21 protein-coding genes and 1 tRNA gene are annotated in these 24943 nt (G+C 59.9%); 14 read left to right on the plus strand and 8 right to left on the minus strand.

Annotated elements, in window-relative coordinates:
* Positions 1–3: 3 nt before the first annotated feature.
* From RSB01_RS01525 to RSB01_RS01540, 4 genes are all read right to left on the minus strand, one after another.
* Positions 4–918, minus strand: coding sequence for an SMP-30/gluconolactonase/LRE family protein (locus RSB01_RS01525; RefSeq protein ID WP_332589970.1), 915 nt, complete (start codon positions 916–918; stop codon positions 4–6).
* A gap of 84 nt (positions 919–1002) precedes the next feature.
* Complete coding sequence (locus RSB01_RS01530; protein ID WP_332589969.1) at positions 1003–2151, minus strand: acyl-CoA dehydrogenase family protein; 1149 nt, start codon at positions 2149–2151, stop codon at positions 1003–1005.
* A gap of 68 nt (positions 2152–2219) precedes the next feature.
* A complete protein-coding gene (locus RSB01_RS01535; protein ID WP_332589968.1) occupies positions 2220–4397 on the minus strand; it encodes a TonB-dependent receptor in 2178 nt (725 codons plus the stop codon).
* 322 nt (positions 4398–4719) lie between these two features.
* Complete coding sequence (locus RSB01_RS01540) at positions 4720–5622, minus strand: acyl-CoA thioesterase II (RefSeq protein WP_332589967.1); 903 nt, start codon at positions 5620–5622, stop codon at positions 4720–4722.
* 421 nt (positions 5623–6043) lie between these two features.
* Here RSB01_RS01540 and RSB01_RS01545 point away from each other — a divergent pair, with 421 nt between their 5' ends.
* The 12 genes from RSB01_RS01545 to RSB01_RS01600 all read left to right on the plus strand — a co-directional run bounded on the left by RSB01_RS01545 (position 6044) and on the right by RSB01_RS01600 (position 21997).
* The gene (locus tag RSB01_RS01545; RefSeq protein WP_332589966.1) at positions 6044–9064 is read left to right on the plus strand and encodes a TonB-dependent receptor; all 3021 of its coding nucleotides are present in this window, start codon (positions 6044–6046) and stop codon (positions 9062–9064) included.
* A 126-nt stretch (positions 9065–9190) separates the two neighbouring features.
* Complete coding sequence (locus RSB01_RS01550; protein WP_332589965.1) at positions 9191–10486, plus strand: amidohydrolase family protein; 1296 nt, start codon at positions 9191–9193, stop codon at positions 10484–10486.
* Between the two features lie 138 nt (positions 10487–10624).
* Positions 10625–11980 (plus strand): Hsp70 family protein, encoded by a 1356-nt coding sequence (locus RSB01_RS01555; RefSeq protein ID WP_332589964.1) that lies wholly within the window; start codon positions 10625–10627, stop codon positions 11978–11980.
* 173 nt (positions 11981–12153) lie between these two features.
* A complete protein-coding gene (locus tag RSB01_RS01560; protein WP_332589963.1) occupies positions 12154–12813 on the plus strand; it encodes a hypothetical protein in 660 nt (219 codons plus the stop codon).
* A gap of 225 nt (positions 12814–13038) precedes the next feature.
* On the plus strand, positions 13039–14712 hold the full coding sequence (gene leuA / locus RSB01_RS01565) for a 2-isopropylmalate synthase (RefSeq protein ID WP_332589962.1): 1674 nt from the start codon (positions 13039–13041) through the stop codon (positions 14710–14712).
* A 247-nt stretch (positions 14713–14959) separates the two neighbouring features.
* The gene (locus RSB01_RS01570) at positions 14960–15958 is read left to right on the plus strand and encodes a DUF4105 domain-containing protein (RefSeq protein ID WP_332619494.1); all 999 of its coding nucleotides are present in this window, start codon (positions 14960–14962) and stop codon (positions 15956–15958) included.
* A gap of 130 nt (positions 15959–16088) precedes the next feature.
* Positions 16089–16709, plus strand: a complete 621-nt coding sequence (locus RSB01_RS01575) for a GntR family transcriptional regulator (RefSeq protein WP_332589960.1) — start codon at positions 16089–16091, stop codon at positions 16707–16709.
* 107 nt (positions 16710–16816) lie between these two features.
* Positions 16817–17986: a Xaa-Pro peptidase family protein gene (locus RSB01_RS01580; RefSeq protein ID WP_332589959.1), complete on the plus strand. Its 1170-nt coding sequence runs from the start codon at positions 16817–16819 to the stop codon at positions 17984–17986.
* A 505-nt stretch (positions 17987–18491) separates the two neighbouring features.
* Positions 18492–19700 (plus strand): integrase arm-type DNA-binding domain-containing protein, encoded by a 1209-nt coding sequence (locus tag RSB01_RS01585; protein WP_332619496.1) that lies wholly within the window; start codon positions 18492–18494, stop codon positions 19698–19700.
* A gap of 512 nt (positions 19701–20212) precedes the next feature.
* Complete coding sequence (locus RSB01_RS01590; RefSeq protein WP_332619497.1) at positions 20213–20614, plus strand: hypothetical protein; 402 nt, start codon at positions 20213–20215, stop codon at positions 20612–20614.
* Positions 20615–20793: 179 nt separating this feature from the next.
* The gene (locus RSB01_RS01595) at positions 20794–20991 is read left to right on the plus strand and encodes a hypothetical protein (RefSeq protein ID WP_332619498.1); all 198 of its coding nucleotides are present in this window, start codon (positions 20794–20796) and stop codon (positions 20989–20991) included.
* A 322-nt stretch (positions 20992–21313) separates the two neighbouring features.
* Positions 21314–21997, plus strand: a complete 684-nt coding sequence (locus tag RSB01_RS01600) for a hypothetical protein (RefSeq protein ID WP_332619499.1) — start codon at positions 21314–21316, stop codon at positions 21995–21997.
* 111 nt (positions 21998–22108) lie between these two features.
* On the opposite strand, the gene RSB01_RS01605 is transcribed toward RSB01_RS01600, so the two are convergent.
* A tRNA-Ser gene (locus RSB01_RS01605) sits at positions 22109–22198 on the minus strand.
* A 146-nt stretch (positions 22199–22344) separates the two neighbouring features.
* Between RSB01_RS01605 and msrA the strand changes: the two genes are divergently transcribed.
* Positions 22345–23001: a peptide-methionine (S)-S-oxide reductase MsrA gene (gene msrA / locus RSB01_RS01610; RefSeq protein WP_332624999.1), complete on the plus strand. Its 657-nt coding sequence runs from the start codon at positions 22345–22347 to the stop codon at positions 22999–23001.
* The gene (locus RSB01_RS01615) at positions 23001–23342 is read left to right on the plus strand and encodes an MmcQ/YjbR family DNA-binding protein (RefSeq protein ID WP_332591758.1); all 342 of its coding nucleotides are present in this window, start codon (positions 23001–23003) and stop codon (positions 23340–23342) included. Before msrA ends, RSB01_RS01615 begins: the two co-directional genes overlap by 1 nt.
* On the opposite strand, the gene RSB01_RS01620 is transcribed toward RSB01_RS01615, so the two are convergent.
* The 3 genes from RSB01_RS01620 to RSB01_RS01630 are packed head-to-tail and all read right to left on the minus strand — an operon-like array spanning position 23339 to position 24812.
* Positions 23339–23704, minus strand: a complete 366-nt coding sequence (locus tag RSB01_RS01620; protein ID WP_332591759.1) for a hypothetical protein — start codon at positions 23702–23704, stop codon at positions 23339–23341. The genes RSB01_RS01615 and RSB01_RS01620 overlap by 4 nt on opposite strands.
* Positions 23705–23740: 36 nt before the next feature.
* Complete coding sequence (locus tag RSB01_RS01625; RefSeq protein WP_332591760.1) at positions 23741–24298, minus strand: hypothetical protein; 558 nt, start codon at positions 24296–24298, stop codon at positions 23741–23743.
* A 37-nt stretch (positions 24299–24335) separates the two neighbouring features.
* Complete coding sequence (locus tag RSB01_RS01630) at positions 24336–24812, minus strand: hypothetical protein (RefSeq protein ID WP_332591761.1); 477 nt, start codon at positions 24810–24812, stop codon at positions 24336–24338.
* Positions 24813–24943 lie beyond the last annotated feature (131 nt).

Raw genomic sequence — 24943 nt, forward strand, 5'->3', positions numbered from 1 at the left:
GTCCTATCCGTTGAACGCCAGCTTCAGACCCGCTGTGTCCCAGCGCGTCTTGTAGAGGATGCCGGTCGAGGAGGCCGTCACCCATGCATCCTTCATATCGGCACCGCCAAAACAGATATTGGTGGTGATGAAGTCCGGAATAGGCACTTCCTGCTGGGCACCGCCCGGCGAGATGATGGTGATGCGGCCATTGACGCCGGTGGCCACGCAGACATCGCCAGTGGCCTGAACCGCCAGACTGTCGAACGGCTGATAGCCGGGCAGGGTCAGGATCAGGCGGCCGGGCATATAGGAGACTTCCGGTGCCTTCAGAACGCCCGGTTCGCTGATGTCATAGGCCCACAGGCGACCCGTCCAAGTCTCGGCGACATAAAGGACGCTCTCGTCGGGCGACAGGCCACAGCCGTTTGGCCATGACAGGCGGTCGCGCTGGCGCGAGATAAAGCTGCCATCGATCTTGGCGTAATACAGCGCACCATAGTCGCGGGTGGTGTCGTTTTCCTTGCCCAGATCGGTGAACCAGAACCCGCCCTGACGATCGAACACGATGTCGTTGGGGGCGCTTAAGGGACGACCGTCGCATTCGGTATAGATGACTTCGACGGTGCCGGTTTGCAGATCGACAGCCTGAATACAGCCACCGGCATAGTCGGCCGCCGCGCCGTGCGGGACCATGATGCCGCCCTCCAGATCGATCCAGCCCAGCCCGCCATTATTGCAGACATAGACGCGGCCATCGGGCCCGATGGCCGCCCCGTTCGGGCCACCGCCCAGTTCGGCGATAACTGTGACCGTACCGTCGGGGGCCACGCGGCTCAGGGTCTTGCGACGGATTTCGACCAGAATGACCGAACCATCGGCCATGGCGATTGGACCTTCAGGAAATTGCAGGCCGGTGGTGACTGTTTCGAGTGGCATCAAGGATGCTCCTGAGGGAAAGCCAAAGACGTTTAGAGAGCCAGGACAGGGCGCTGTGGATCACACAGCGCCCTACTCGGAAAATCAGACGATGGGGTGGTTGGGGGCGAGGCCGAAATGGTGGCGGCCCACCTGTTCACGCGAAATGTCCCAGTCCCAGAAGGCATGCGATGTCACGGTGGACAAGTCGCGCCAGTACCGCTGCAAGGGCTGGTCGTGGTGGTAGTTCGACGATCCCGCATTGGCCATCATGTTCTGGATGACCTGACGACCGGCATTGGCCAGATAGCCTGCCGAGCCTTTGAGGGCGATCCGGTCGCTCATCTCGAAGCCGGTCTGGATCAGGGCCTCGGTGCGGGCGATATGGGCGCGGCCCAGAATGTCGATCGCCTGCGTGCCGGTCTGCATTTCGCCCAGCACGATGTGGGTGTGCTGCTGGTCCTTGACGACGGTGCCCGAGAAGTTGCGGACGCGGCGGTCAACAATGTTCTCGAACGACTTCAGCGCGCCTTTCAGGCCGCCTGTCAGAACCGGCACAATGGTCGCAAAAGCCATCGGCACCAGTGGCACACTATAGATCGGGTTCGCGTGGATGACCGAGCCTTCGGTGCGACCGTTGCGCAGGTCCACGCCGTCCAGCGACATGTGGTGCGGAACAAAGACATCATCGACGATGATGTCATTGGAGCCGGTACCGGCCATGCCGGTGAAATGCCACACATCGTCAACCGTGACTGACGAGACGGGCATGATGAAGCTGCGCGGTTTCTTTTCAGGGGTCATCCCCGAAACCATGACCCAGTCGGCATGCATAATGCCCGAACCCCACGGTGCGCGGCCCGAAATCTTCCAGCCGCCTTCGACGGGTTCGGCCTTCATGGTCGGCGCGGTGGCGGCAGGCATCATGACAAAGCCCCGCGCGCCGAACAGTTCGTCCTGTGCCGTGGGGTGCAGTTTGGCGGCATAGAGGTTGTGGCCGATATAGAAGGCCGCAATCCACGCCGTCGAGATACAGCCCTGGGCGATGGTATCGACGACCTCGTACATGGTCTTCAGATCGGACTCAGCACCACCCCAGCGCTTGGGAACCAGCATCTGGATCAGACCTGCATCGATCAGGTCGCGCATATTGTCGTCGTGCGGGCGGCGAAGAGTTTCGGTCTCTGCTGCACGGGCCTGAATGGCGGGCAGGAGGTCGCGGGCGCGTCCGATAAGTTCTGCGGAGGTCGTCATAGTATGCTCGATTTTAGGTCTGGCCGAACGAAAAGGACCGGCCCTGCAAAGGACCGGTCCGGATCCGTTTAGAAGGTGAAGCTCAGGTCCACGCCGACTTCGCGCGGAGGCTGGTACACACGGGCTGCCAGCAGCGGCCCGACGCCGAAGGTGTTGTTGATGATCACCTCGTCCGTCAGGTTTTTGCCCCACAGGCTGACACGCCAGCGGCCATCGGGCAGTTCCAGTGCAATGCTGCCGTCAACAATGGTGTTGGCCTTGCGCACGGCAAAGTCGGACACGGCGTTCAGAGCATTGAAGCTGGTGTACATGTCGCTCGCATAGCGGGCGCTGGCTTGCGCCGTAACCTGACCGAAGTCGTACATCTTCTTGTAGTTCAAGGTGACGCTGTTGCTCCACTCGGGGGCATAGGTCATCGGCAGGTTGCTGCGGTCGATCAGGCCCAGACCATCACCCAGATCGGCGGTGAAGTCGTCGAAGGCGGCGTCCAGATAGCCTACCGTTGCCGTCAGGGTGAGGGCGTCGGTGAGCAGGGCGGTCGCTTCGGCTTCAAAGCCGGTGATCGACGCGCTGCCGACATTGGCCACCAGGGTCTGGTTGATATTGGTGCCCGGGATCAGCTGCTGGACACTTTGTTGCATGTCCTTGTATTCGCTGGTGAAGGCCGAGGCGTTCAAGCGCAGGCGGCGGTTGAACAGGTCGCTCTTCACACCGATTTCGAACGAATCCACAGTCTCGGAATCATACGGACCAACCGCTTCGAACGAGCCGGCACGACCGTTGAACCCGCCCGCACGGAAGCCGCGCGAATACTGGGCATAGGTCATCAGGGTGTCGGACCACTTGTAGCTGATGCCGAATTTCGGCGAGAAATCGTCGAAGCTGGCGTCAAAGGTCTTCGAGTTCGGATAGAACAGCGGCTGGGTGGTGAAGGTCTTCTCTTCCTTGCTGTAGCGGCCACCGGCCGTCAGCGTCAGGTTCGGGATGATCTCGTAATCGGCTTGACCGAACAGAGCCCAGGAATCGGCCTTCTGGGTGGTGTGGATCACATCACCTGCGTCCGGACCCCCGAACACCAGACCAAACTGGCCGGTGCCGATTTCATACTCCTGCGTCATGTAATAGGCACCGACCACATAGGTCAGCGGGCCTTCGCTATTGGACGACAGGCGCAGTTCCTGGCTGAACTGCTCGTGGGTTTCGTCGCGATGGACCGTCATGAACTTGATCGGCGTCGAGTCGAAATCGCTCAGGACATTGGTGTCGGTCTTGCGATAGCCGGTGATGGAGGTCAGCTTGACCGCACCCAGATCCCAGTTCGCATTCAGCGCCAGGCCGTAGGCTTCCAGATTGGAGAAAACGTCGTCGCCAATGTGGGTCAGGTAGGGCTTGCCATCAGCATCGGCAGGCTGGCCAAAGCCGGGCAGGACCATGCCGGGCAGGCTGGCATTCTCGGTGCCGGGGCCGGTGCCCTCGTCCTTGGTGTAGTCCACGATCAGGGTGGCATCGAAATTAGCTGTCGGCGTCCACAACAGGGCACCGCGCATGGACGTTACGTCCTGCGCACCCATGTCGCGACCGTCGAAATTCTTGACATAGCCGTCATAGGACTTGGCCAGCAGCGAGAACTTGCCTGCCAGCGTGTCGTCGATCAGCGCGCCTTCAACACCGGCGCGCAGTTCCTGACGGCCGTTCGAGCCGAAGGTCAGCTGGCCACGGGCACCAAAATCGAAGGACGGGCGACGCGACTGGACGCTGACGACACCGCCGATGGTGTTGCGGCCATATAGCGTGCCTTGCGGGCCGCGCAGGATGGTGACGCCGCCGACATCGAAGAAGTCCTGAACCGCGCCGACGTTGCGCGACAGATAAACGCCGTCCAGCTCTACGCCGACCGACGGCTCGAAGCTGGATTCAACGTCGGCAAAGCCCAGACCACGGATGTAGAAGGCGCTGGCGAACGGGTAGGCACCGACCGGAGCCAGCACCACGTTGGGGATTTTACCGTCGAGGCTGACAAGGCTTTCGACCTTGCTGTCCTGAAGGGATTCCATGCTGAAGGCGCTGACCGCGAGCGGCACTTCCTGCAGCCGCTGCTCGCGGCGCTGGGCGGTGACGACGATGTCTGCAACCGCAGCGGTCTGTTCTTGGGTATTGTCCTGCACGGCATCGGTGGATGCCATTGCCGGGGTCGCCAATACGGTGGCCATAACGACCCCGCATTTCAGCCAATTCGAGTACCTCATTGATCCCTCCTCGAGTGTTCTTGTTATTGGAGGGGAGATTGAGGTTATGTCAGTTTTTTTGTCAAATGATTTGACGTTGATATGTCAAAAAAACTGATTGATTGATTAAATAATAAATAAGTTACTGTATTTAAATGAAAAAATGTAAGTCAAAAATAGACGCTAGGGCGCGGAATGGTCTGCTGGAAGACAGCATTGGCCCGTCTAGCGGACATGTGCGGATGCGAACAAGGCTATATCGTGGCGTGGATGTGAAATATCGGCCATGATGGCCGCCGAGCCCCATGTTGTGTCTTCTTTATCGAAGAAGCGTCGATTGACCCTAGAGGCTGCGTTTGCGGATCAGGCCTTCCTGCGCCACGCTGGCAACCAGTTTTCCGTCACGGCTGAAGATCTGCCCGCGATTGAAACCGCGCCCGCCCGACGCCGAAGGGCTGTCGGTGACATAGAGCAGCCAGTCATCGGCACGGAAGCTTTCGTGGAACCAGATGGCGTGGTCGAGGCTGGCAATCTGGAACTGTTTGTCGAAATAGCTGATGGCGTGGGGTAGACCGCAGGTGCTGAGCAGCGTCATATCCGAGGCATAGGCCAGCACGGCACGGTGCAGGGTCTGGTCATCGCCAATCGGCGCAACTGTACGGAACCATGATGCATGGCGCGGTTCGGTGGCGAACGGAGCCAGCGGGTTGCGCGCATAGACGTGGCGGAATTCCAGCGGGCGGGGGCGCAACAGATATTCGCGCAGGGCCGCAGGGATCTTGTCGGCATTGGCCCGCCACAGGTCGGCATCGCTGACCAGTTCTTCGGGCGGGGTGACCACCGGCATGGTGTCCTGATGTTCGAAGCCGTCTTCGGGAACCTGGAAGGACAGCAGCATGTTCAGGATCGGCTCGCCGCTTTGCGAGGCGATCACGCGACGGGTGGCAAAGGTGCGCCCGTCATGGTCGCGTGCCACACGGAAGATGATCGGCTTTCCCTCTTCGCCGGGGCGCATGAAATAGCAGTGCAGCGAGTGGCAGGGGCGGCCCTCTACCGTCATCTGCGCCGCTTGCAGCGCCTGTGCCACCACCTGACCGCCATAGACGCGGCCCCGTCCCCCCGGCAGCGGCATGCCGCGATAAAGGTCGGTGTCCAGAGTTTCTACCGTCAGCAGGTCAACCAGACCCTCCACGCGCGCCGGTGCGGAGGGTGACGACGGGTCTTGCGGTGAAGGGATTTCGGTCATCGGACGCTTTGAAAAAAGGTTCGGGGAGAGGATCGGATCATCTGCCCTGATCTGCGCCTTCGCAAGGGCCTAGCGCGATACGGGACTAGGGCGAGGCAAAACCCGATTGCCGAATTTACGCGCAAAGGCGGGTGTCGCCATTGGATATTTCGTCCAGAACTCGCCATTTTTGGACCGTTTTGGGAATAATCTTCGCAGAACAACTTTTGCGAGATATTGAAATAATATGTTTCTAATGAAACTAAATACGGGAATAGGAAGTATAAATTTATCAAAACGACAATTTTCAGGAAATCATTTTTCAGATTCCATTTGCCATTCGTTGTTCTCTGAATAAGTATTTTTCATCATGGCGTGGAAATTCCACAGATTCTGCGTCGGGGGATTTTTGTTGTCAGTAGGACTTAGGGGAGAGACGCGAATGCGCCTCGGGGAACAAATTCATACCGGTCGCAAGGCCCGTCGTGTCTTGCTGGCAGGGGCCTGTGCCTATGCGGCACTATCGGCGGGTGCTGCCTTTGCACAGGAAGCCCCGCTCGAGAGCAGCGGCGAAGATCAGGTGGCGCAGGTCAGCGACATTGTCGTGACCGGCTCGCGCATTGCCCGCCGCGACTATTCCTCGAACAGCCCGCTGACCTCGGTTTCGTCGGAAACGATCGAGAACACCGGCCAGGTCACGGTCGAAAAAGCCCTGACCCAGATGCCGCAATTCTCCGGTGCGCAGGGGCAGAGCACGGCCGGTTCGTCCTCAACCTCGCTGAACGGCGGACAGGCCTATGCCAGCCTTCGCGGCCTTGGCTCCAAGCGCACCCTGTTGCTGCTGGACGGCAAGCGTCTGCAACCGTCGAACCCTGACGGCTCGGTGGACCTGAACATCATCCCCGAAGCCCTGATCGGCAATGTCGAGGTCATCACCGGCGGTGCCTCGACAGCCTATGGTTCGGATGCGACCGCAGGCGTGGTGAACTTCATCCTCAAGCGCGACATTCAAGGTGTCACCGTCGCCTCGCAATACGGCATAAGCGACTATGGCGACGGCGAAAGCTTCCGTGTTTCGGTCACGGCGGGCGACCGCTTTGCCGATGACCGTGGCCGTGCCGTAATCTCGCTCGACTATTCGATGCGCGACGTCGCCTACCAGAACAAGCGCGACTACTATTTCACCCGCAACCGTCAATCCAATACGGCGATTATCTCGCAAGGCGCGGCATGGTTTGGCAGCAACCGCCCGACGCTGGATGCCATCAATGACGTGTTTGTCGGCGAGTATGGCCTGAACCCCGTTCTGGGTGCAGGCGGGTTTTATAACGGCCAGATCGGCTTCAACACCGGTGACGACAGCCTGTTCAATCTGGGCGGCGCATCGCCGGTCATGAACTTCAAGGATCCGGAAACCGACAACCACTTCCTGAATGCCGCTGGCACCAACATGCTGTGGGGCTGGAACAAGGGCCGGATCCAGAACGAGAACGAGCGCTATTCGCTGTTCTCGCGCGTCGATTATCAACTGACCCCGACCATCGACTTCTATCTGCAAGGCTCGCTGACCAGCTATGAGTCCGAGGGCACCTTCAACCCGACACTGGCCGGTCTGGCCTATGCGTTGTCGGCACCGGTGACCAACCCCTATATCAGCAACGAGTTCGCCCATATTCTGGCCTCGCGCCCGAATCCTACGGCTGATTTCGCGCTGTGGAAGGACCTGGATTTTGCGGGGGAGCGCCTGCAATCCTATGCCTATAACGTCTCGCAGTTCATCGGCGGTCTGACCGGACAGGTCGGCTATAAGGACTGGACGTGGGAAGCCTATGCCAGCGTGTCCTCGGCTGACTTCGAGAACAAACAGTCCGGTGGCGTAAGCCGCTCGGCGATCTCGCGTCTGCTCTATAGCCCGACCGGTGGCTCGGAGTTCTGTGCGGGCGGTTTCAACCCGTTCGGTAATCATGATCCGTCTGCCGAATGCGTGAACTATATGGTGCGCGGCACGACCAATACCAACGAGCTGACCCAGCGCATGGCCGAGGCCTCGGTTCAGGGCGGTCTGTTCGAGCTTCCGGCAGGCGAGGTGCGCTTCGCGGCCGGTGTCGGCTATCGCTACAACCATTTCGACTTCCGCCCGGATTCCGCACTGGACCAGCCGGACGGCACCAGCGACATCCTCGGCTATAGCGAGTTGCGTGCGTCGTCGGGCAATGTCGACAGTACCGAGGTGTTTGCCGAATTTCTCATACCGCTGCTGAAGGATCTGCCCTTCATCCAGTCGCTGGAAATGGATCTGGGCTATCGTTTCTCGGACTACAGTTCTGTCGGCGGCGTTCACGCCTACAAGGCCGACCTGAACTGGCAGATCAACGACATTGTCCGTGTTCGCGGCGGCTATAACCGTGCCGTGCGTGCGCCCAGCGTCGGTGAACTGTACTCGCCCATCTCGGCGGCGACCGTGGATATCGGCAACCCCTCGGCCGCCAATACCAATGGCGATCCCTGCGATGTCCGCTCCAGCTTCCGTCAGGGCCCTAATGGCCAGAAGGTCGCCGATCTGTGCGTCGCACTGGGTGTGCCTGCGGCCTTGATCGACAGCTATCAGTTCGGTGCCGCACAGGTGTTTGCCCTGACCGGCGGCAACCCCGATCTGGAAGAGGAAACCGCCGACACCTATTCGTTCGGTACGGTCCTTCAGCCGTCGTTCCACTCGCCGTGGCTGAGCAATATCTCGGCGTCGATTGACTGGTACCAGATCAAGGTGGCCGATGCCGTCGGTACGCTGGGCGTCGGAAACGGCATCCGTTATTGCTTCAATGACGGCGGCAACAACCCGAACTTCGATCCGAACAACTATTATTGCTCGTTGCAGGATCGCAATACCAATGACGGCTACATGGTCAATCCCAGCCAGCCGCTGCTGAATCTGGGCCAGTTCAATGTGACCGGTATCGATGTGCAACTGGACTGGCGTGTGCATCTGGCGGATGTCGGTCTGGCCGAGGCGGGCAGCATCAGCATCGGTACGGCCATCAGCTATCTGGACAGCTTCGAAATCCAGGCCCTGCCGGGTGCGCCGACCTTTGACTATGCCGGTACATGGGGCACGGCCATCGAGGCCAATGCCGGTCAGGCCCACCCCGAATGGAAGGCGTCCACCAGCGTCACCTATTCGCGTGACAGCTGGAATGTCGGCCTGCGCTGGAGACACATGTCGGAGATGATGAACTCTGCCCGCGTCACGTCGCCCAACAGTACGACGCGCGGTGTGGATGCGTATGATGTCTTTGACCTGAATGCCCGTGTCGATCTGCCGTGGGAAACGTCTGTACGCTTTACCGTGACCAACCTGTTCAACGAGGCTCCGCCTCAGGTTGGCGATATTCGCGGCACCTATGATGCGCAGAACTATGACACCTTGGGCCGCTATTATTCGCTGGCGGTGACCAAGAAGTTCTGATCCGTTTCAGGCCGGAGACAGAGCGTTTCCGGCCTGTTTTCAGTGTTCCGGCGGCTTTAAGTCCGCCGTGAAAGTCTAGAGTATCCGTTTAGGGGGCGGTGCCATTCGCACCGCGGAGGAGGAAGTATGAAACTGAACCTGAAGAATAGCTGGGCCGTTGGTCTGGCGGCTGTGCTGATGGCTTCGGCCAGCGGTGCTGCGGCTCAGAACGTGTCCTATATCCATGCGGGCCGCGTGCTGGCCGATCCGGCCACCGGCCGCGTAACCGAGCGCCAGACCCTTGTGATCGAGGATGGCAAGGTCAAGGAAATCCGCGACGGTTTCGTGGGCGAAGGCAATGTGGTGGACCTGTCGGACAAGTTCGTCCTGCCGGGCTTTATCGACAGCCACGTCCATCTGGGTGGCCAGCAAGGTGATGGCGATCGCGCCACCCGCTTTACCAGCACCTCTGCCGACGCGGCCCTGCGCGGCGCACAATATGCCAAGATCACGCTGGAGGCCGGTTTCACCACGGTGGCCGATCTGGGCGGTAATGCCGACGCGGTTGTCGGCCTGCGTAATGCCGTGGCCCAAGGCCGTATTGTCGGCCCGCGCATTCTGGCCTCGGCCGGTACAGTGACCCCGCATGGCGGCCACGGCGATGCCAATGGCGTGCCGGAATCCATGGTGCCGCTGATGCGTACCACGGGCGTCTGCTCGGGTCCGGATGACTGCCGCCGTGCTGTGCGCGAGCGCGTGCGTTCGGGCGCTGATGTCATCAAGATCACGGCGACCGGCGGCGTTCTGTCCGATACCGGTGCGGGCCTGAACCAGCAGTTCTCGCAAGGTGAGCTGGAAGCCATTGTCGAGACCGCCCACTTCATGGGCCGTCGCGTCACCGCCCATGCCCACGGCACGGACGGTATCAACAGCTTCCTGCGCGCCGGTGGTGACTCGATCGAGCACGGCACCTTCCTCGACAATGAAGGCATCCGCATGCTGAAGGCCAATGGCGGCTATCTGGTCCCGACCTTGCTGGCCGGTGACTTTGTAGCCCGCGAAGCCCAGCGTCCGGGCACCTTCTTCACCGCCAACCAGCGCAAGAAGTCGCTGGAAGCCGGTCCGCTGATGCTGGACATGGCGCGCCGTGCCCACGCCGCCGGTGTGAAGATCGCATTTGGCACCGACAACGGCGTTGGCCCGCACGGCGACAATGCCCGCGAGTTCGTGCTGCTGGTCCAAGCCGGTCTGACCCCGATCGAAGCCATCCGTACCGCCACCATCAACGCAGCCGACCACTTTGGTCTGCAAGACGAGATCGGCCGTATCACGGCGGGCTATAATGCCGACATCATCGCCGTTGACGGTGATCCGTTGCAGGACGTGGCCACCCTGCGTGACGTCAAATTCGTCATGCGCGCAGGCAATGTCTACAAGCAGTAGGTCGAAAGACTGACCGCTGAAAACGTGAAAGGCCGCTCCGCAAGGGGCGGCCTTTTTCGCGTGTGACTTTTGGCGTGCCGATGTGGAAAAAGGGCGCATCGCGGCGTGATTTGCGCTAGGGGGAGCGCCCCCCGATCAATGCCTGACCTGAAAGTCCGCCGCGTGACTGTTTCTTCTGCTGCCGCCCCCATCGCCACCTTAGGTATCGACTTTGGCACCACCAATACGGTGCTGGCGCTCAGCCTGCCGGGTCAGGACGCGCAGGTGGTGACGCTACAAGGCCCCGCCGCAGAGCTGTCGGGCTTCCGCTCGGCACTGGGTTTCCAGATGATCCCCGCCGCTGACGGATCGGCACCGGAGCGCATCATCTCGGCCGGACCGTGGGCGGTCGAAACCTATCTGGAAGACCCGCTGGATACGCGCTTCATCCAGTCGTTCAAGAATTTCGCCGCCAGTGCCGCCTTTAGCGAAACCGTCATCGACGGTCGCCGCTACAGGTTCGAGGACCTGCTGGCTGTGTTTATGCAGCAGGTGCGCCAGCATGCAGGCGAGGGGCTGGCCACTCTGCCGCCGCGCGTGATCGTCGGTCGCCCCGTCACCTTTGCGGGCGGTAATCCGAACGAGCCTCTGGCGCTGGAACGCTATCAGGCGGCCTTCACGCAGCTGGGCTTTGGCGATATCCGCTATGCCTATGAGCCGGTCGGGGCGGCCTTCTATTTTGCCCGCTCGCTGGAAAAGGCCGCGACCGTTCTGGTGGCCGACTTTGGCGGCGGTACCAGCGACTTTTCCATCATCCGTTTCGAGCCGACCCCCGAGGGCCTGCGCTCGACGCCACTGGGCCGCGCCGGTGTCGGCATTGCGGGCGATGCGTTCGACTATCGCATCATCGACAATCTGGTGTCGCCGGAACTGGGCAAGGGCACGACCTATACGGCCATGGGCAAGACCCTGCCGGTGCCGCAGCGTTACTTCACTGCCTTTGCCAAATGGGAGCAACTGGCCCTGCTGCGGGCCTCGCGCGACATGAAGGATATTCGCGGTCTGGTGCGTAATGCCGACGAGCCGGAAAAGATGGAACGTCTGGTCGAGGTTCTGGACGAGAACTACGGCTATGCCCTTTACCAGTCCGTCTCGGCCCTCAAGATCGCCCTGTCTTCACAGGACGAGACCCAGTTCGTGTTCGCACAGGGCGACGTCGATATCCGCCATAACGTCAGCCGTGACACCTTCGAGGGCTGGATCGCCCCCGAACTGGCCCAGATCGAAGGCGCAGTGGACCTTGCGCTGGAGCGGGCAGGGATGGCACCTGACGGTATTGACCGTGTGTTCCTGACCGGCGGCACATCCTTTGTACCTGCGGTGCGCCGCATGTTTGTGGACCGCTTTGGCGAGGAACGTATCGAAAGCGGCAGCGAGTTCGAATCCATCGCTTCCGGTCTGGCCCTGATCGGACAGGAAACCGATCTGGACATGTGGAGCGAGACGCAAGCCTAAAGGCGTCGGGCTGGGCGGATCGCAACAGGCAGAACGATTCAATCAATAGCCAAGGTAAGGCTTATCGGTCTAAGGCTCGTGGCATAGTTGTAACTGTGCCGAGTGCAGAAGAAGTTTTGATGTCTGTAGAAGAGTGGCCGCCCCTGAGCCGTGGTGTGGAGCGCGGAGCAATTATGTCCGCGCCTGTAACGCAAAAGGGGCTGTCGGGCCTGATGTCCCGTGCACTTCCGGCTCTGGCTTTGATCGTTGGGTGTCTGCTGGTGGCGCTCGCCTTCAGTCTTGTCTTGGGCGAGCAGGCTCTGGCCCTGACGCGCGAAGGGGGCGTGATCGAGACGCTCACCGTGCTTTTGTATGCGGGTGTGCTTGTCGTGGCGCTGGTCGTGCGGGCACGCGGAGAGGTCGCGGCCGGATTGATCGCGCTGGCGGCCTTGCTGATGGGCCTGCGCGAGCTTGATGCCCATAAGACCTTCACCACCTATGGCCTGTTCAAAACGCGGCTCTATGTCAGTCCGGATGTGCCGTTGACCGAAAAACTGCTGGCCGGACTTGCGGTTGCGATCCTGCTGACGCTGCTGGTGATGGCGATCCGCTCGGCATGGCGTTCGCGCTCGCTCCAGCAATCGGCGGCGTCGATCACCCTGCTGGCTGTGGGCGGGTTTGGCATCTTTCTCAAGGAAATGGATGGCCTGCCACGTCAGCTCAGAAAGATGGGTGTGGCGCTGCAAAATGACCTGATGGCGATTAGCAAAGCGGTCGAGGAAACAGGCGAACTGGGCCTGCCCTTATTGCTGGCCCTGGCGCTGTGGCAGTTGCGATCTGTCAACTGGCGGTAGAGAACGAATAAATATGCCCATTTAGCGAAGCCGTATTTGGTATTTGGGGTAGATTTTTGCGACGGTCTGTCCTAGTTGGACGGCAATGGTTGAGAAACTTGCATATGTGCGTATCGCCCTAGGGCGACTTATCGGCGGCCGCCGGGGTTAACGGCTGCCTCGGTGGCGACGTGTCTTCGCCGCACATCTCCCATTGAATATGCTTGATCAAGAGAGGCGCACCCCATGCTGCGCGACCCCTCGGTAAAATACCGTGCCTTCCCTCAAATCGACCTGCCAAACCGTCAGTGGCCGTCCAGAACTATCACCAAGGCACCGCGCTGGCTGTCCACGGACCTGCGTGACGGCAATCAGGCTCTGGCCGACCCCATGGACGCCGACAAGAAGCAGCGCTTCTTCGATATGCTGGTGAAGATCGGCGTGAAGGAGATCGAGGTCGGTTTCCCGTCTGCGGGCGCGACCGAGTTCGACTTCATCTCGGGTCTGGTGCGTCAGGATCGCATCCCCGACGATGTGATGGTGCAGGTGCTGACCCAGTCACGCCGCGACCTGATCCAGAAGTCATTCGAGGCCTTGGAGGGTGCGCGAACCGCCACGGTCCATCTGTATAATGCGGTATCCCCTGCATGGCGCGAGGTCGTGTTCAACATGGACCGCGCCGGCATCAAGGCACTGGCCATCGAGGGCGCGAAAATCCTGCGTGAAGAGGCCGAAAAGCGCCCCGACACGGACTGGCGCTTTGAATATTCGCCTGAAACCTTCTCGACCGCAGAACTGGATTTCAGCCTCGAGGTCTGCGAGGCGGTTCAGGATATTCTGGAGCCGACGGTTGAAAAGCCGATTATCTTCAACCTGCCGGCCACGGTCGAATGCTCGACCCCCAACATCTATGCCGATCAGATCGAATGGATGATCCGCAACCTGTCACGTCGTGAGGCGGCGATCATCTCGCTGCACCCGCATAATGACCGTGGCACGGGTGTCGCGGCGGCAGAGCTGGGTCTGATGGCCGGTGCCGACCGTATCGAGGGCTGTATCTTCGGCAATGGCGAGCGCACCGGTAATGTCGATCTGGTGACGCTGGCCCTGAATATGTACACCCAAGGCATCTCGCCGGAGCTGGACTTCTCCAACATGGAGGAGATCGTCAAGACGGTGGAGTACTGCAACCAGATCCCCGTCCATCCGCGCCATCCCTATGCGGGTGAGCTGGTCTTTACGGCCTTCTCAGGCTCGCACCAGGATGCGATCAAAAAGGGCTTCGAGGCGCAGGAAAAACGCAACGACCCGTTCTGGAACGTGCCCTATCTGCCGATCGATCCGGCCGATATCGGGGCCAGCTACGAAGCGGTCATCCGCGTGAACTCCCAGTCCGGCAAGGGCGGCATGGCGTGGGTGCTGCAACAGGACAAGGGTTTGAAGCTGCCCAAGGCCATGCAGGCCGATTTCAGTCGTGCCGTTCAGAAAAAAGCCGATGAGGTCAGCCGCGAACTGACCAGCGCCGATATCTGGGACACCTTCCAGAAAGCCTATCGTCTGGACGGTCCGCAGTATTTTGAACTGATGTCCTTCATGGAGCAGGGCCGCGCCAAGAGCGATGGCCAGCGCGTCTTTACCGGCGACGTCAAGATCGGCCACAAGGTGACGCCGATTTCGGGGCGCGGTAACGGTCTGATCTCGGCATTGCTGGACGGTATCCGCGAGGCCGGTGCGCCCGATTTCGAAATCATCGACTATCAGGAACACGCCATCGGAGCCGGCACCGACGCCCGCGCCGCCGCCTATGTGCAGTGCAAGACCAGAGACGGCCGCACCGTCTTCGGGGCCGGTATGGATAGCGATGTCGCCACCGCCTCTGCCCGCGCTGTTATCAGCGCCGCCAACAGTGTCGTCGCCTGATCGCGCTTTAAAATCCCCGCGACGGAAAGGGCCGGACCTGAAAGGGTTCGGCCTTTTTCTTTGGCTGAAATCATATGGAGTGTGGACCTCAGCCGGATTGCCCTCTTTCGTCATCCTCCGACAAGCCGCATAGCGGCGCAGATCGGGGGGGCAGCGGCACCGAAGGTGATCTATGGCCCAAACTCATGACTTCTGGCGCATCAGGCCGTTCTCGTCGTAAGTCAGGTTCAGGACCAAGGGGGATGTCTTGACATCATCGACTGTTAAGGCGCGCGCGGCGGGCACCAAATGGGCGTGGGGCAGCCTGCTTGTGGCTCTGCCGTTGGTGGCATGGACGGCGCTGGCGGTGCATTACCAACTGCGTCCGTTCGGCGTGTGGGTCTATGCCATACCGCTGGTGATGCTGGCGCTTCAGGTCTGGGTGTCCTTCATGGGGCGCGGGCGAGCATGGGCTGTGCTGGCCATCATAGTCGCGCTCGTCGCGCTGGGCTGGGCGCAGGTTCGCCCCTTACAAAACCGCGACTGGGCACCGGAGCTTTCGCGCGGTGTGGTGGCCGATATTCAAGGCTCGACCGTCCATCTGTCCAATGTGCGCGACTTCCGCTGGCACACCCGTGACGACGGCGATCCGCGCTGGATCGACCAGACGGTCAATCTGGACCAGCTCCAAACCGTGGACTTCATCAGCACCGTCTGGGCCAGCCCGCATATCGCCCACACCATGGTCAGCTTCGGCTTTGCCGACGGCCAGTATGTGGTGTTCTCGGCCGAAATCCGCCGTGAAAAGCACGAGAAATTTTCGGAGATTGGCGGCTTCTTCAAACAGTTCGAACTGGTTCTGATCGGGGCCACCGAAGAGGATATAGTCAAGCTGCGCACCCATGCGCGCGGCGAGGATGTCTCGATCTTCCCGCTGACCATGACGCCTGAACAGAAGAAGGCGCTGTTCCTGTCCTATGTCGGGCTCGGCAATGAGCTGGCGGTCAAGCCACGCTTTTACCAGACCATCACCACCAACTGTACGACCGTCATCTGGCGGCTGGCCCGAACGGTGGAAAAGCGTCTGCCGATGGACTGGCGCATCCTGCTGTCAGGCCACACGCAGGATTATCTGTACGACCTCGGCGTCATCAAAAATGACCGTCCGCTGCCCGACATCAAGGCTAAGGCCCACGTGACCGAAAAGGCCCGCAGCCTTGCGCCGGATGCGCCCTATTCCCAAAGCATCCGCCAAGACCTGACATAGATATTCAGGTGCTTTGGGGCGGGTTTTTCGCACGCATATTATCGATAATGGGCGAAAGAACTTTGACAGTCGGGCGGCTCTGAAGCATGGGGCAGGGAGTGTTAAATCGAAATGCCCCGGATTATCGATAATGCGAGAACCCACATTGGCCGAACGTGTCGCCGACACATTGGCCCAACGGATCATTATCGGGGATTTGAAGCCGGGCACCCGCCTGCGTCAGGAACTATACGCGCACGAGTTCAATACGAGTCATGTGCCGATACGCGAGGCCTTCCTGCGTCTGGAAACCCGCAAGCTGGTGGTCAGCGAACCAAGGCGCGGCGTGCGTGTGGCTCCGATCTCCAGCGGTGACGACAGGGAGATTGCCCGTATGCGCGGCGCTCTGGAAGTGATGGGGCTGCGAACCCTTTCGGGCAAGCTGACCGCACGCCAGTTGGGCAAGGTTCGCGAGGCACTGTTGGCGGGCGAGGCCGCGACGGATCTGGTGTCGTGGGAAGCATCCAACCGCGCCTTCCATGTGGCGCTGGCCGAGCTGTCGCTGATGCCGCGTCTGGTCGAGGTGGTGCGCGACCTGAATATCGCCTTCTCGCGCAACGTCTTGCAAAACAGCGACAAGGACAGCTGGAAGCCCGCCTTTAACAACGACCACCACCGCATATACGAATGCCTCGTGGCGGCAGATTACGCCATGGCCGCATCCTTGCTCGAAGGCCATATCTGGCACCATGAGCGCGTGAACAAACGCTGAGATCCAAGGGCCTGAACAGGTGCTCTGCTACTATGGCCGGACTTGCGAGCCACCCCGAAGGGTGAAACAAGCGCAGATAGAATTCCGGTACAATAATACGTAGTGACATGACCTTTTCAGCCCCCGCCGCCGCACCCGTTTCTGTCGCAGAACGCCACGCCCGCATTCGCACACTGGCGAACCGTCTGAAGGCCGAAGGGCTGGCGGCCATGCTGCTGGGGCCGACCAATTCGCTGCGTTACTATACGGGGCTGGACTGGCACCCTTCCGAGCGTCTGACCGGGGCTCTGGTCCATGCGGACGGGCGTGTGCAATATGTTTGCCCCCGTTTCGAGCTGGACAAGATCACCGCGGTGACAGGCAATGACTATGCCGTCGCGGGTGACATCCTGACTTGGGAAGAAGAAGACAGCCCCTATGCGCTGGTCGCGGGCGCGCTCGCTGCCGATGCGCGTCTGGCGGTTGATGACCAGTCGGCGGCCTTTATCTGGCTGGGCCTGTCGCGGGCTCTGGGCCATGCGCGTCTGGAAGACGGCGGCCCGTTGATCGTGGCCCAGCGCAGCATCAAATCGGACACCGAGATTGCCCTTCTGGTTCGCGCCAAGGCGATCACGCTGGAAGTGCTGCGCCGCACCCGCCACTGGTTGCAGGAAGGCGTACTGACCTCCGAGGTCAAACGCTTCGTCGATGCCGAACATCGCAAACTGGGCGGCGAGGGCGGCTCTTGGTTCTGCCTCGTCTCGTTTGGCGACGACACCTGCCTGCCGCATGGCGGCGAGGGCGATCGTGCGCTGAAAGTTGACGATGTGGTGCTGATCGATACCGGCACCCTTATCGACGGCTATCACTCCGACATCACCCGTACCTTTGTGTTCGGAAAACCCAGCGACGAGTTCCGCCGCGTGTGGGAACACGAGAAAAAAGCACAGGCTCTGGCCTTTGACGCGGCCCGTATCGGTGCCGAGTGCCAGAGCGTCGATGCCGCCGCCCGCGATTATCTGACCGGTCTGGGCTATGGCCCCGACTATATCCTGCCGGGCCTGCCGCACCGCACCGGCCACGGTGTCGGTCTGGACATCCACGAAGCCCCCAATCTGGTGCGCGGCGACACCACGCCGCTACAGGCCGGTATGTGCTTCTCGAACGAACCTATGCTGGTCATTCCCGGCCAGTTCGGCGTGCGTCTGGAAGACCATTTCTACATGAGCGAAACCGGTCCCGTCTGGTTCACCGAACCCTCCCACAGCCTCGACGACCCCTTCGGCGAAAACGCCTGATCCTCTCAACCGGTTGCCCCCGACGACATACCGACCTGTTCCCAAAGAACAGCCGTCGGGGGCTCCACACTAGGCTTGAGGATTAGGAACGGCACTTGCTGATGCAGAGTGCAGCGAGGCCATGATCGCGTCGTGAATGCAGGTGGAGCAAAGCATTAGGGGGGGGCTGCCTTCCTCCTTTTCACCCACCTTTTGTGGCGCGACCACACCCGAATGCGGGTGAAAACACGCACACGAAAATCCTGTCTAGCATAAGGGCTGCGGGGTTTTCAGGGAACAGCTATGATCTGGGACGAACAGGCTCGTGGCGGACAGAGAGGCTGCCGTACCCCTGTCCTAGAGTGTCTGGCTCTGTGCTTTAATGGCATTGATTTTAAAGCAAATTTCAATTTATCCGTACCAGCGTGTCCTAAATCGTCCCCTGTAATCTTGGCTCAAAGTAGGTACTGAAGTAGGTACTGAAAGGCGGGCCATGCTTTCGGCTCTTGCCTTTAAGGGACCGAATATGGCGCGTGCGATTAACAAGCTGTCTGCCCGCGAGGTGGCGACGCTGAAGGCAGTAGGGCGCTATAGCGACGGCGGCGGGCTGTATCTGGTCATTGCGAAGGATGGCGGGCGCAAATGGGTGTTCCGGTTTACTTTGCGCGGGCGCTCGACGGATATGGGCTTGGGGGCGGTCCTGAATGTGCCGTTGGCAAAGGCACGACAAAGGGCGGCTGAAGCCCGCGCCCTATTGGCGGACGGCAAAAACCCTATCTCTGAAAGGCGCGCGCAAAATGCCGTTCCTTCATTTGGGGAGATGGCTGACAGGGTAGTCGCTGATATGGCTCCGCAATGGCGTAACGAAAAGCACGCGGCTCAATGGCAAGCGACGCTAGAGCGGGATGCGGCCAAGCTGCGGCCTGTCCTTGTGAGTGAGGTCCAGACGGCGGACGTTTTAAGGGTGCTAAAGCCTATTTGGCTGGAGAAGCCGGAAACAGCTTCGCGCGTTCGTGGCCGTATTGAGCGGGTTTTGGATGCGGCCAAGGCCAAGGGATACCGTACAGGCGAGAATCCGGCTCGCTGGCGTGGTCATTTGGATCATCTGTTACCCAAGCGCCAGAAGCTAACGCGGGGGCACCATGCGGCCATGACCTTTGAAAAGGTGCCTGACTTCATCGCAGACTTGCGGACACGCGATGCGGTGGCGGCTATGGCCTTGGAATTCACCATTCTGACCGCTGCCCGCTCTGGCGAGGTGCGTGGCGCTACATGGGGCGAGATTGACCTAGAGGCGAAGGTTTGGACGGTTCCGGCTGTTCGTATGAAGGCAGGGCGTGACCACCGTGTGCCGCTGACTGACAGGGCCGTGCAGATATTGAAACAAGCGGCTCCCCTATCGACAGGCGAGGCGGGGGCGGTGGTGTTTCCGGGGGTGCAATCTGGAAAGGCTTTGTCGGATGCGGCCTTTAGCGCCCTGCTGAAGCGTATGGGCTATGCGGCGGGCGAGATAACCCCGCATGGCTTCCGTTCAAGCTTCAGGGACTGGGCAGGCGAGGTTTCATCATTCCCGCGTGAGTTGGCGGAGGCGGCTTTGGCTCATGTGGTCGGAGATGAAACTGAAAGGGCCTATCGACGCGGTGACGCGCTAGAGAAACGTCGGGCGATGATGGAAGCGTGGGGCAGGTACTGCGAGCCTGAGAAAGCCGAATCTGTTGTGGTGCGGTTGAGATGATTTGTTGGGCGTTCTGGACGATTCGAGGGGTCAATCTTGCCCAAAAGAGGTATAGCTAAGCTTATGGTCAAGCATTTGTAAACGCTGCCATAAATCTATTATACAAGCAGAACGTATGAAGAACTCTCTGCTTTTCAAATGCTTGCGTTTTGCAACCAAAATAAGTGCAAATCCGCATCGCGAGAGGGCTTTTACATAATGGTCAAGGCTATATTGTACGGGGGTGTCCAGAAGAACGTGGATGCACATCTTCAATGAGCCAATGAAAGCTTAACCTTGAATACGAACCCAACGTACGAAAACAACTGTATGGGCAGCCCTGTGCTTAAGCCTGCGGCTTTGCGCGTGGATGATGCTGCTAAGTATGCAGGAATATCTCGCTCTAAGCTTTATGCCCTTATCAAGAGCGGCGAAGTAGCATCGCTTTTAGTGGGTGGCCGTCGCCTTCTGCGTCGTGAAACTTTGGAAACGTACTTGCTGACGCAAGAGCAGCGTTCGACGGAGGCTTGAAGATGAAGCCTCAAAACGGACCCGAAAACGAGAAGGGCCTCACCACCGCTGCAACGGTGAATGAGGCCCAATTGATTGCTTTCCTTGGTGGCAAGCATCCTTCCCCTAACATGCTGGCACACCCAGTAAAGCCATTTTTGATAATTCGCCTTGGCGGGTTTGACGTGGTGATTAAAGGGCGCGCGGCTCAAACACTGGCCCTGCTAATCCAGAAAGGGCCTGCGGGCTTCACGTCTGGCGAGGCTTCGCCTTTGGGCTGGGCGCGGCGCACATCGGCTTACATCAAACAGTTGCGAGACTTGGGCATACAAATCCTGACCCAGTTCGAGCGCGCGGGTGATGCCCTTGTGGGGCGTTACATCCTTGTGAGTCCGGTAGTGGTGATAAAGGAGGGGGCGAAATGAGCCTGCCTCCTAAATTGCCGCCGCGCGCGCGCGCGCGTACTGCACCCGAAACTATGCGGCAGGGAGGCAAGCTTGCCATCGCGCGCGCGAGTGATGATGCGACAAAGCGCGCGTGCGCGCGTGAAGGGTTTCCCCTAAGTGCCTATGTGGTGCCCTTGGCTGATGCGGGTGAGTGTCGTTTGACCCTTTCGGCCAACGGGCAGGCGTTCAGTGTCGATATACGGCAGTTGGGCGGTGGTGGTGCTTCTCTGGCGCATGGATTGCCCCGCAAGGGCGTTACCTTGCCTGTAGAGGCTCTTCCTGACTTGGCTAAGGCCGCGACCCAGATGGCGCTTCAGGCGGCCTCTATGGGCTTGCTAGACGGCAAGGCGGGCTAGGGCGGCGCAAGTCGGTTGTAAGTGGTGCGGAGGCTCTGGGCAGACTGGGGCCTCCGCATTGCGTTTACGGGCTGTCTGTCCGTGTTTCTGAAAGCAATGAAGAGGGCTGTTAACGCGCGATGCAAATGGCTGTGATGCCTGTCCCGTCAGTCGTTAGTGCCTTTGAGGGCTTGGGGTCTAACTTATCAATGTTCACAATCCACCACCGTCCCAAAGCATCCCGCTTTGAAACCTGCGGGAAATTCGGGTTTTTGGGAGGGCGTTTTGAGTCTGAAATACCGAATAGCCCTTTGAATTCCCTTGGAAATGGGGATTTGCGGCCATGAGCGATAATTCGCCGCGCATATATATAGGTGCGGGCTTATACGCTCCTTCCGGCAGAGGGGGAGGTAGAAACAGGGCAAATCGTATCACTGACGGGCTGTCAGAAAGCCAAGTTGCAGGGTTGATAGAGGCGACGCATTTCGCGGTTGCCGTGGGTATGCCCTTTAACCGCTTCACCACTATTCACTGGGGCGCGGCAGGTGTCAGTGAGCCTATGGTGGCGACCTCGCTGCTGCTGAAGGGCATGGGTGAGGCGGTCAGGCGGTCAGGTAGCGAGTTTGCCTGTATTTGGGCGCGCGAGAATGGAGACGGCAAAGGAGAGCATTTGCATATTCTTTGGCATGGCCCTGCTGATTTCCCTGCGCTGCGCTCTGAATTTTCCCGCACGTTAAAGGCGTGTGGCGCGGCAAGGCTTAAAGGGGTGCGTGAAACGCTGAGTATCGCTCGCCATTTGTTAGCGGCTTCTAACGGTAGTGCAGTGTACCAGATCAATCTGGATGGTGTTCTGGATTATGTTTTGAAGGGCGCGGATAAAATCGCGCGAGCAACGCATGGTGTTAAGCGCGAAGAATTCGGAGGGCGCGTCGTTGGCAAGCGGTGTGGAACGACGAACAATATAGGCCGCGAGGCGAGGCGGCGTTATGGGCTATCAGGCGGGCAAGGGGCCGATAAAGCGGGCTGAAATAGGCGCGGGCCATTGAATGGCGCGACAGGCAAAGTGGGTACTGAAAAGGGTACTCACTGAAATGTTTGATAAATAATCAAACAAATTCAATCATTTATAATGGAAGTGTGGCGGACAGAGAGGGATTCGAACCCTCGGTACGCTTTCACGTACACACGCTTTCCAAGCGTGCGCGATCGACCACTCCGCCACCTGTCCGTTCCACGAGCTTGTCGTGCGCCCGCTGGATGGTCTATCCGGCGGAGGCGTGGCTGATAGAACAGCATGAGCCTCTCGGCAAGGGATGTATGTGTTCCTATATGGGTTTATGTTGAATTTAGTCCCGTTTTTGCGAGAATTTATCGATGTTGACCAAAAAGACCGACGAGCTAGTGACCGCAGAGACGGCTTTGCCGGGGCGCGACACGCCTTTGCAGACGGATGAAACGCATTTTGTGCTCGCAAATGCCCTGAAAGGTCCGCATCCGCAGGGATTCGAATCGGCCATCTTTGGCATGGGCTGTTTTTGGGGTGTGGAGCGCGTGTTCTGGCAGTTGCCGGGCGTGTGGGTGACTTCGGCCGGTTATGCGGGCGGGTTCACGCCCAACCCGACCTATGAAGAGGTCTGCTCGGGCCGCACCGGCCATAACGAGGTGGTGCAGGTGGTGTTTGATCCCGCCAAGATCACCTATGGCGAACTGTTGAAGGTGTTCTGGGAAAACCATGACCCGACGCAGGGCATGCGTCAGGGCAATGATATCGGCACCCAGTACCGCTCGGCTATCTATTATGCCGACGAGGCCCAGCGTGACGCTGCGCTGGCGTCCAAGGCGGCCTATCAGGCGGCACTGAATGAATCGGGCCGTGGCGAGATCACCACCGAGATTCTGGAAGCGCCCGCCTATTATTATGCCGAGGACTATCATCAGGGCTATCTGGCCAAGAACCCTGCCGGTTATTGCGGCATTGGCGGCACCGGCGTGGTTTGCCCGATCGGCCTCGGCGTTCAGGTGCAGGCCTAATGCAACACGGACAGGTCGAAACCTTTTGTCTGTCGCTAAAAGGGGTGAGCGTTGAGCGTCCCTTTGGTCCCGACAGCCAGACCTTCAAGGTCGGCGGCAAGATATTCGCTATACTTGGCGACGATGGCGGCCTGTCCATCAAGCTGTCCGAAGTGGCCTATGAGGCGCTAACGGAACTGGGCGTCATGCGCCGTGCGCCCTACCTGCCGCGCGGGGGGTGGGCCTATAGCGAGGCGGTGGCGGGCTGGGACGATCAGGAACTATCGGACCTGATCGCCCGCTCGCACGAACTGGTGGCGGCGGGCCTGACGAAAAAGGCCCGTCTGGAGCTAGGCCTCTAGGCGCTTTGGCGCGAACGCAGCCACAGATAGGCGATGCCCAAAGGCGCGATGAAGATCGAGAAGCACCACAGCGCATAGTTCACGACCAGCTTGAGCGGCAGCACAAAGATGATGGGCAGGTAGAACACATTACCGCCCATCATCACGCGCTTGATCTCGTCCCAGACCAGCTTGGAAAACGGGAACAGCAACGCCCCGATCCCAAACACCAGCAGGGTCGCAATCTTGTCCCCCGTCAACGGCTGGCCCTTGGCCATATAGCTGACGAACCAGACCATAAACGCCATGAAGGCTGCGCTGATCACATAGGCGCGGATGAGGTAGGTCGGCTGTAACGCGCCGAAAATACGCTTTAAAAACATAACTGTCCGAGGGTCTGGCTGGGCTGTGGCCCTGTCTTAGCGACAGGCGGCCAGGAAGTCTTGCCCTTGCGTCTTGGTGGCGGTTTGGGGCGACAGGCCGGCCCAGCTGCCTTCATGGGCAATGACCAGCCATCCCAGCTTGGCAAAACTGAGCAGCACAGGATCGCTGGGCGTGGTCTGGGCGTGCAGCAGATAGCCGTCGAACATTTCCGCTGCTTCCTGACGGGCCCCATAGGTCTGGCTGGCCTCGCTGGTGCCAAGGGTAATGGTCTTGAGCTTGGCGTCGAGGCTGGGGGTCGTCATCTGGATTTGGCCCGATCCGGGGCGGCAGCTGAGACCAAACGGGATGTCGTCCGAATTGGCCACGCCATAGGCCAGTTGCACCGTCTGCGGCTGGCGTTCGAAATGCCAGTCATAGTCATCCTGCGGGGCAGGGGCGGCTGCGGGCAGGGCCATGTTCGGGGCCGTGGTCGATGGCAGGCTGGCACAGGCGGCTAGCAGGACCAGACCGGCACAGGCCCCCAATGCGGGTAGGCGATGGGCAGGCAGGCGAGGAACAGCAAAAATCTGGCGCATCATAATGAAAATACTCATTTGAAAAGGGTTATGGCGGGTTGTCATGCCCGCATCTCTATCCGGCACAGGCGCGGGCAAAACGGCGCAGCAGAGGCAGGTGCTGTGGCCCGACGCTAACGGTCTTGACCTGTTCCTCGCGCGAGAATTTCATCTCGCCATTGTTCACAAAGGCCATGAATACCGGATGGTCGGCGGGCAGGGATGTGGACAGGCGCAAACGCACGGTCTGCATTTCGCCCGTGGCCGTGTGCGGGCCAGAACGCAAGATCACCGGACCATTGCCCAGATCAGCCGCATCATACAGCGACAAGCGCACCTGCCCGCTGCGGGGTTCGCATTCCAGCGTGGTTTTTAACTGTGGCGTGTCGGGGATTTCCTGCGCCAGCACGACAGGCTCGCCATCGGCATACAGGGTCCAGACCCATGGCGCGCCGACTGTAACGGTCGCGGGTCTGGCATCCTGTCGTGCGGGGGAAGGGGGGTTCTGGGCATGTGCCGCAGAGGCGAGGCCCAATATCAACAGGCCCGGCATCAATGGGCCCGCCATCATATTCAGGACGGTGACAGGTTTGCGCTGTCGGTGTCCCGTTTGTCGTCTCCGGTCGTGCGTCATGCTCGCTCCGTTTGACTGTGCAAGAGGCTGATCCTGACGCATCAGCGGCC

The sequence above is a fragment of the Brevundimonas sp. genome (assembly GCF_036659295.1).
GTDB lineage: Bacteria > Pseudomonadota > Alphaproteobacteria > Caulobacterales > Caulobacteraceae > Brevundimonas.

What these genes read in the sequence shown, in the direction of transcription:
- RSB01_RS01585 (WP_332619496.1), top strand. Translation starts at nt 18,492, where the DNA reads ATGGCGCGTGCGATTAACAAGCTGTCTGCCCGCGAGGTGGCGACGCTG.
- RSB01_RS01555 (WP_332589964.1), top strand. Translation starts at nt 10,625, where the DNA reads ATGCCTGACCTGAAAGTCCGCCGCGTGACTGTTTCTTCTGCTGCCGCC.
- msrA (WP_332624999.1), top strand. Translation starts at nt 22,345, where the DNA reads ATGTTGACCAAAAAGACCGACGAGCTAGTGACCGCAGAGACGGCTTTG.
- RSB01_RS01575 (WP_332589960.1), top strand. Translation starts at nt 16,089, where the DNA reads ATGCGAGAACCCACATTGGCCGAACGTGTCGCCGACACATTGGCCCAA.
- RSB01_RS01580 (WP_332589959.1), top strand. Translation starts at nt 16,817, where the DNA reads ATGACCTTTTCAGCCCCCGCCGCCGCACCCGTTTCTGTCGCAGAACGC.
- RSB01_RS01590 (WP_332619497.1), top strand. Translation starts at nt 20,213, where the DNA reads ATGAAGCCTCAAAACGGACCCGAAAACGAGAAGGGCCTCACCACCGCT.
- RSB01_RS01535 (WP_332589968.1), bottom strand. Translation starts at nt 4,397, where the DNA reads ATGAGGTACTCGAATTGGCTGAAATGCGGGGTCGTTATGGCCACCGTA.
- RSB01_RS01525 (WP_332589970.1), bottom strand. Translation starts at nt 918, where the DNA reads ATGCCACTCGAAACAGTCACCACCGGCCTGCAATTTCCTGAAGGTCCA.
- RSB01_RS01620 (WP_332591759.1), bottom strand. Translation starts at nt 23,704, where the DNA reads ATGTTTTTAAAGCGTATTTTCGGCGCGTTACAGCCGACCTACCTCATC.
- RSB01_RS01530 (WP_332589969.1), bottom strand. Translation starts at nt 2,151, where the DNA reads ATGACGACCTCCGCAGAACTTATCGGACGCGCCCGCGACCTCCTGCCC.
- RSB01_RS01625 (WP_332591760.1), bottom strand. Translation starts at nt 24,298, where the DNA reads ATGAGTATTTTCATTATGATGCGCCAGATTTTTGCTGTTCCTCGCCTG.
- RSB01_RS01560 (WP_332589963.1), top strand. Translation starts at nt 12,154, where the DNA reads ATGTCCGCGCCTGTAACGCAAAAGGGGCTGTCGGGCCTGATGTCCCGT.
- RSB01_RS01600 (WP_332619499.1), top strand. Translation starts at nt 21,314, where the DNA reads ATGAGCGATAATTCGCCGCGCATATATATAGGTGCGGGCTTATACGCT.
- leuA (WP_332589962.1), top strand. Translation starts at nt 13,039, where the DNA reads ATGCTGCGCGACCCCTCGGTAAAATACCGTGCCTTCCCTCAAATCGAC.
- RSB01_RS01550 (WP_332589965.1), top strand. Translation starts at nt 9,191, where the DNA reads ATGAAACTGAACCTGAAGAATAGCTGGGCCGTTGGTCTGGCGGCTGTG.
- RSB01_RS01540 (WP_332589967.1), bottom strand. Translation starts at nt 5,622, where the DNA reads ATGACCGAAATCCCTTCACCGCAAGACCCGTCGTCACCCTCCGCACCG.
- RSB01_RS01545 (WP_332589966.1), top strand. Translation starts at nt 6,044, where the DNA reads ATGCGCCTCGGGGAACAAATTCATACCGGTCGCAAGGCCCGTCGTGTC.
- RSB01_RS01615 (WP_332591758.1), top strand. Translation starts at nt 23,001, where the DNA reads ATGCAACACGGACAGGTCGAAACCTTTTGTCTGTCGCTAAAAGGGGTG.
- RSB01_RS01630 (WP_332591761.1), bottom strand. Translation starts at nt 24,812, where the DNA reads ATGCCGGGCCTGTTGATATTGGGCCTCGCCTCTGCGGCACATGCCCAG.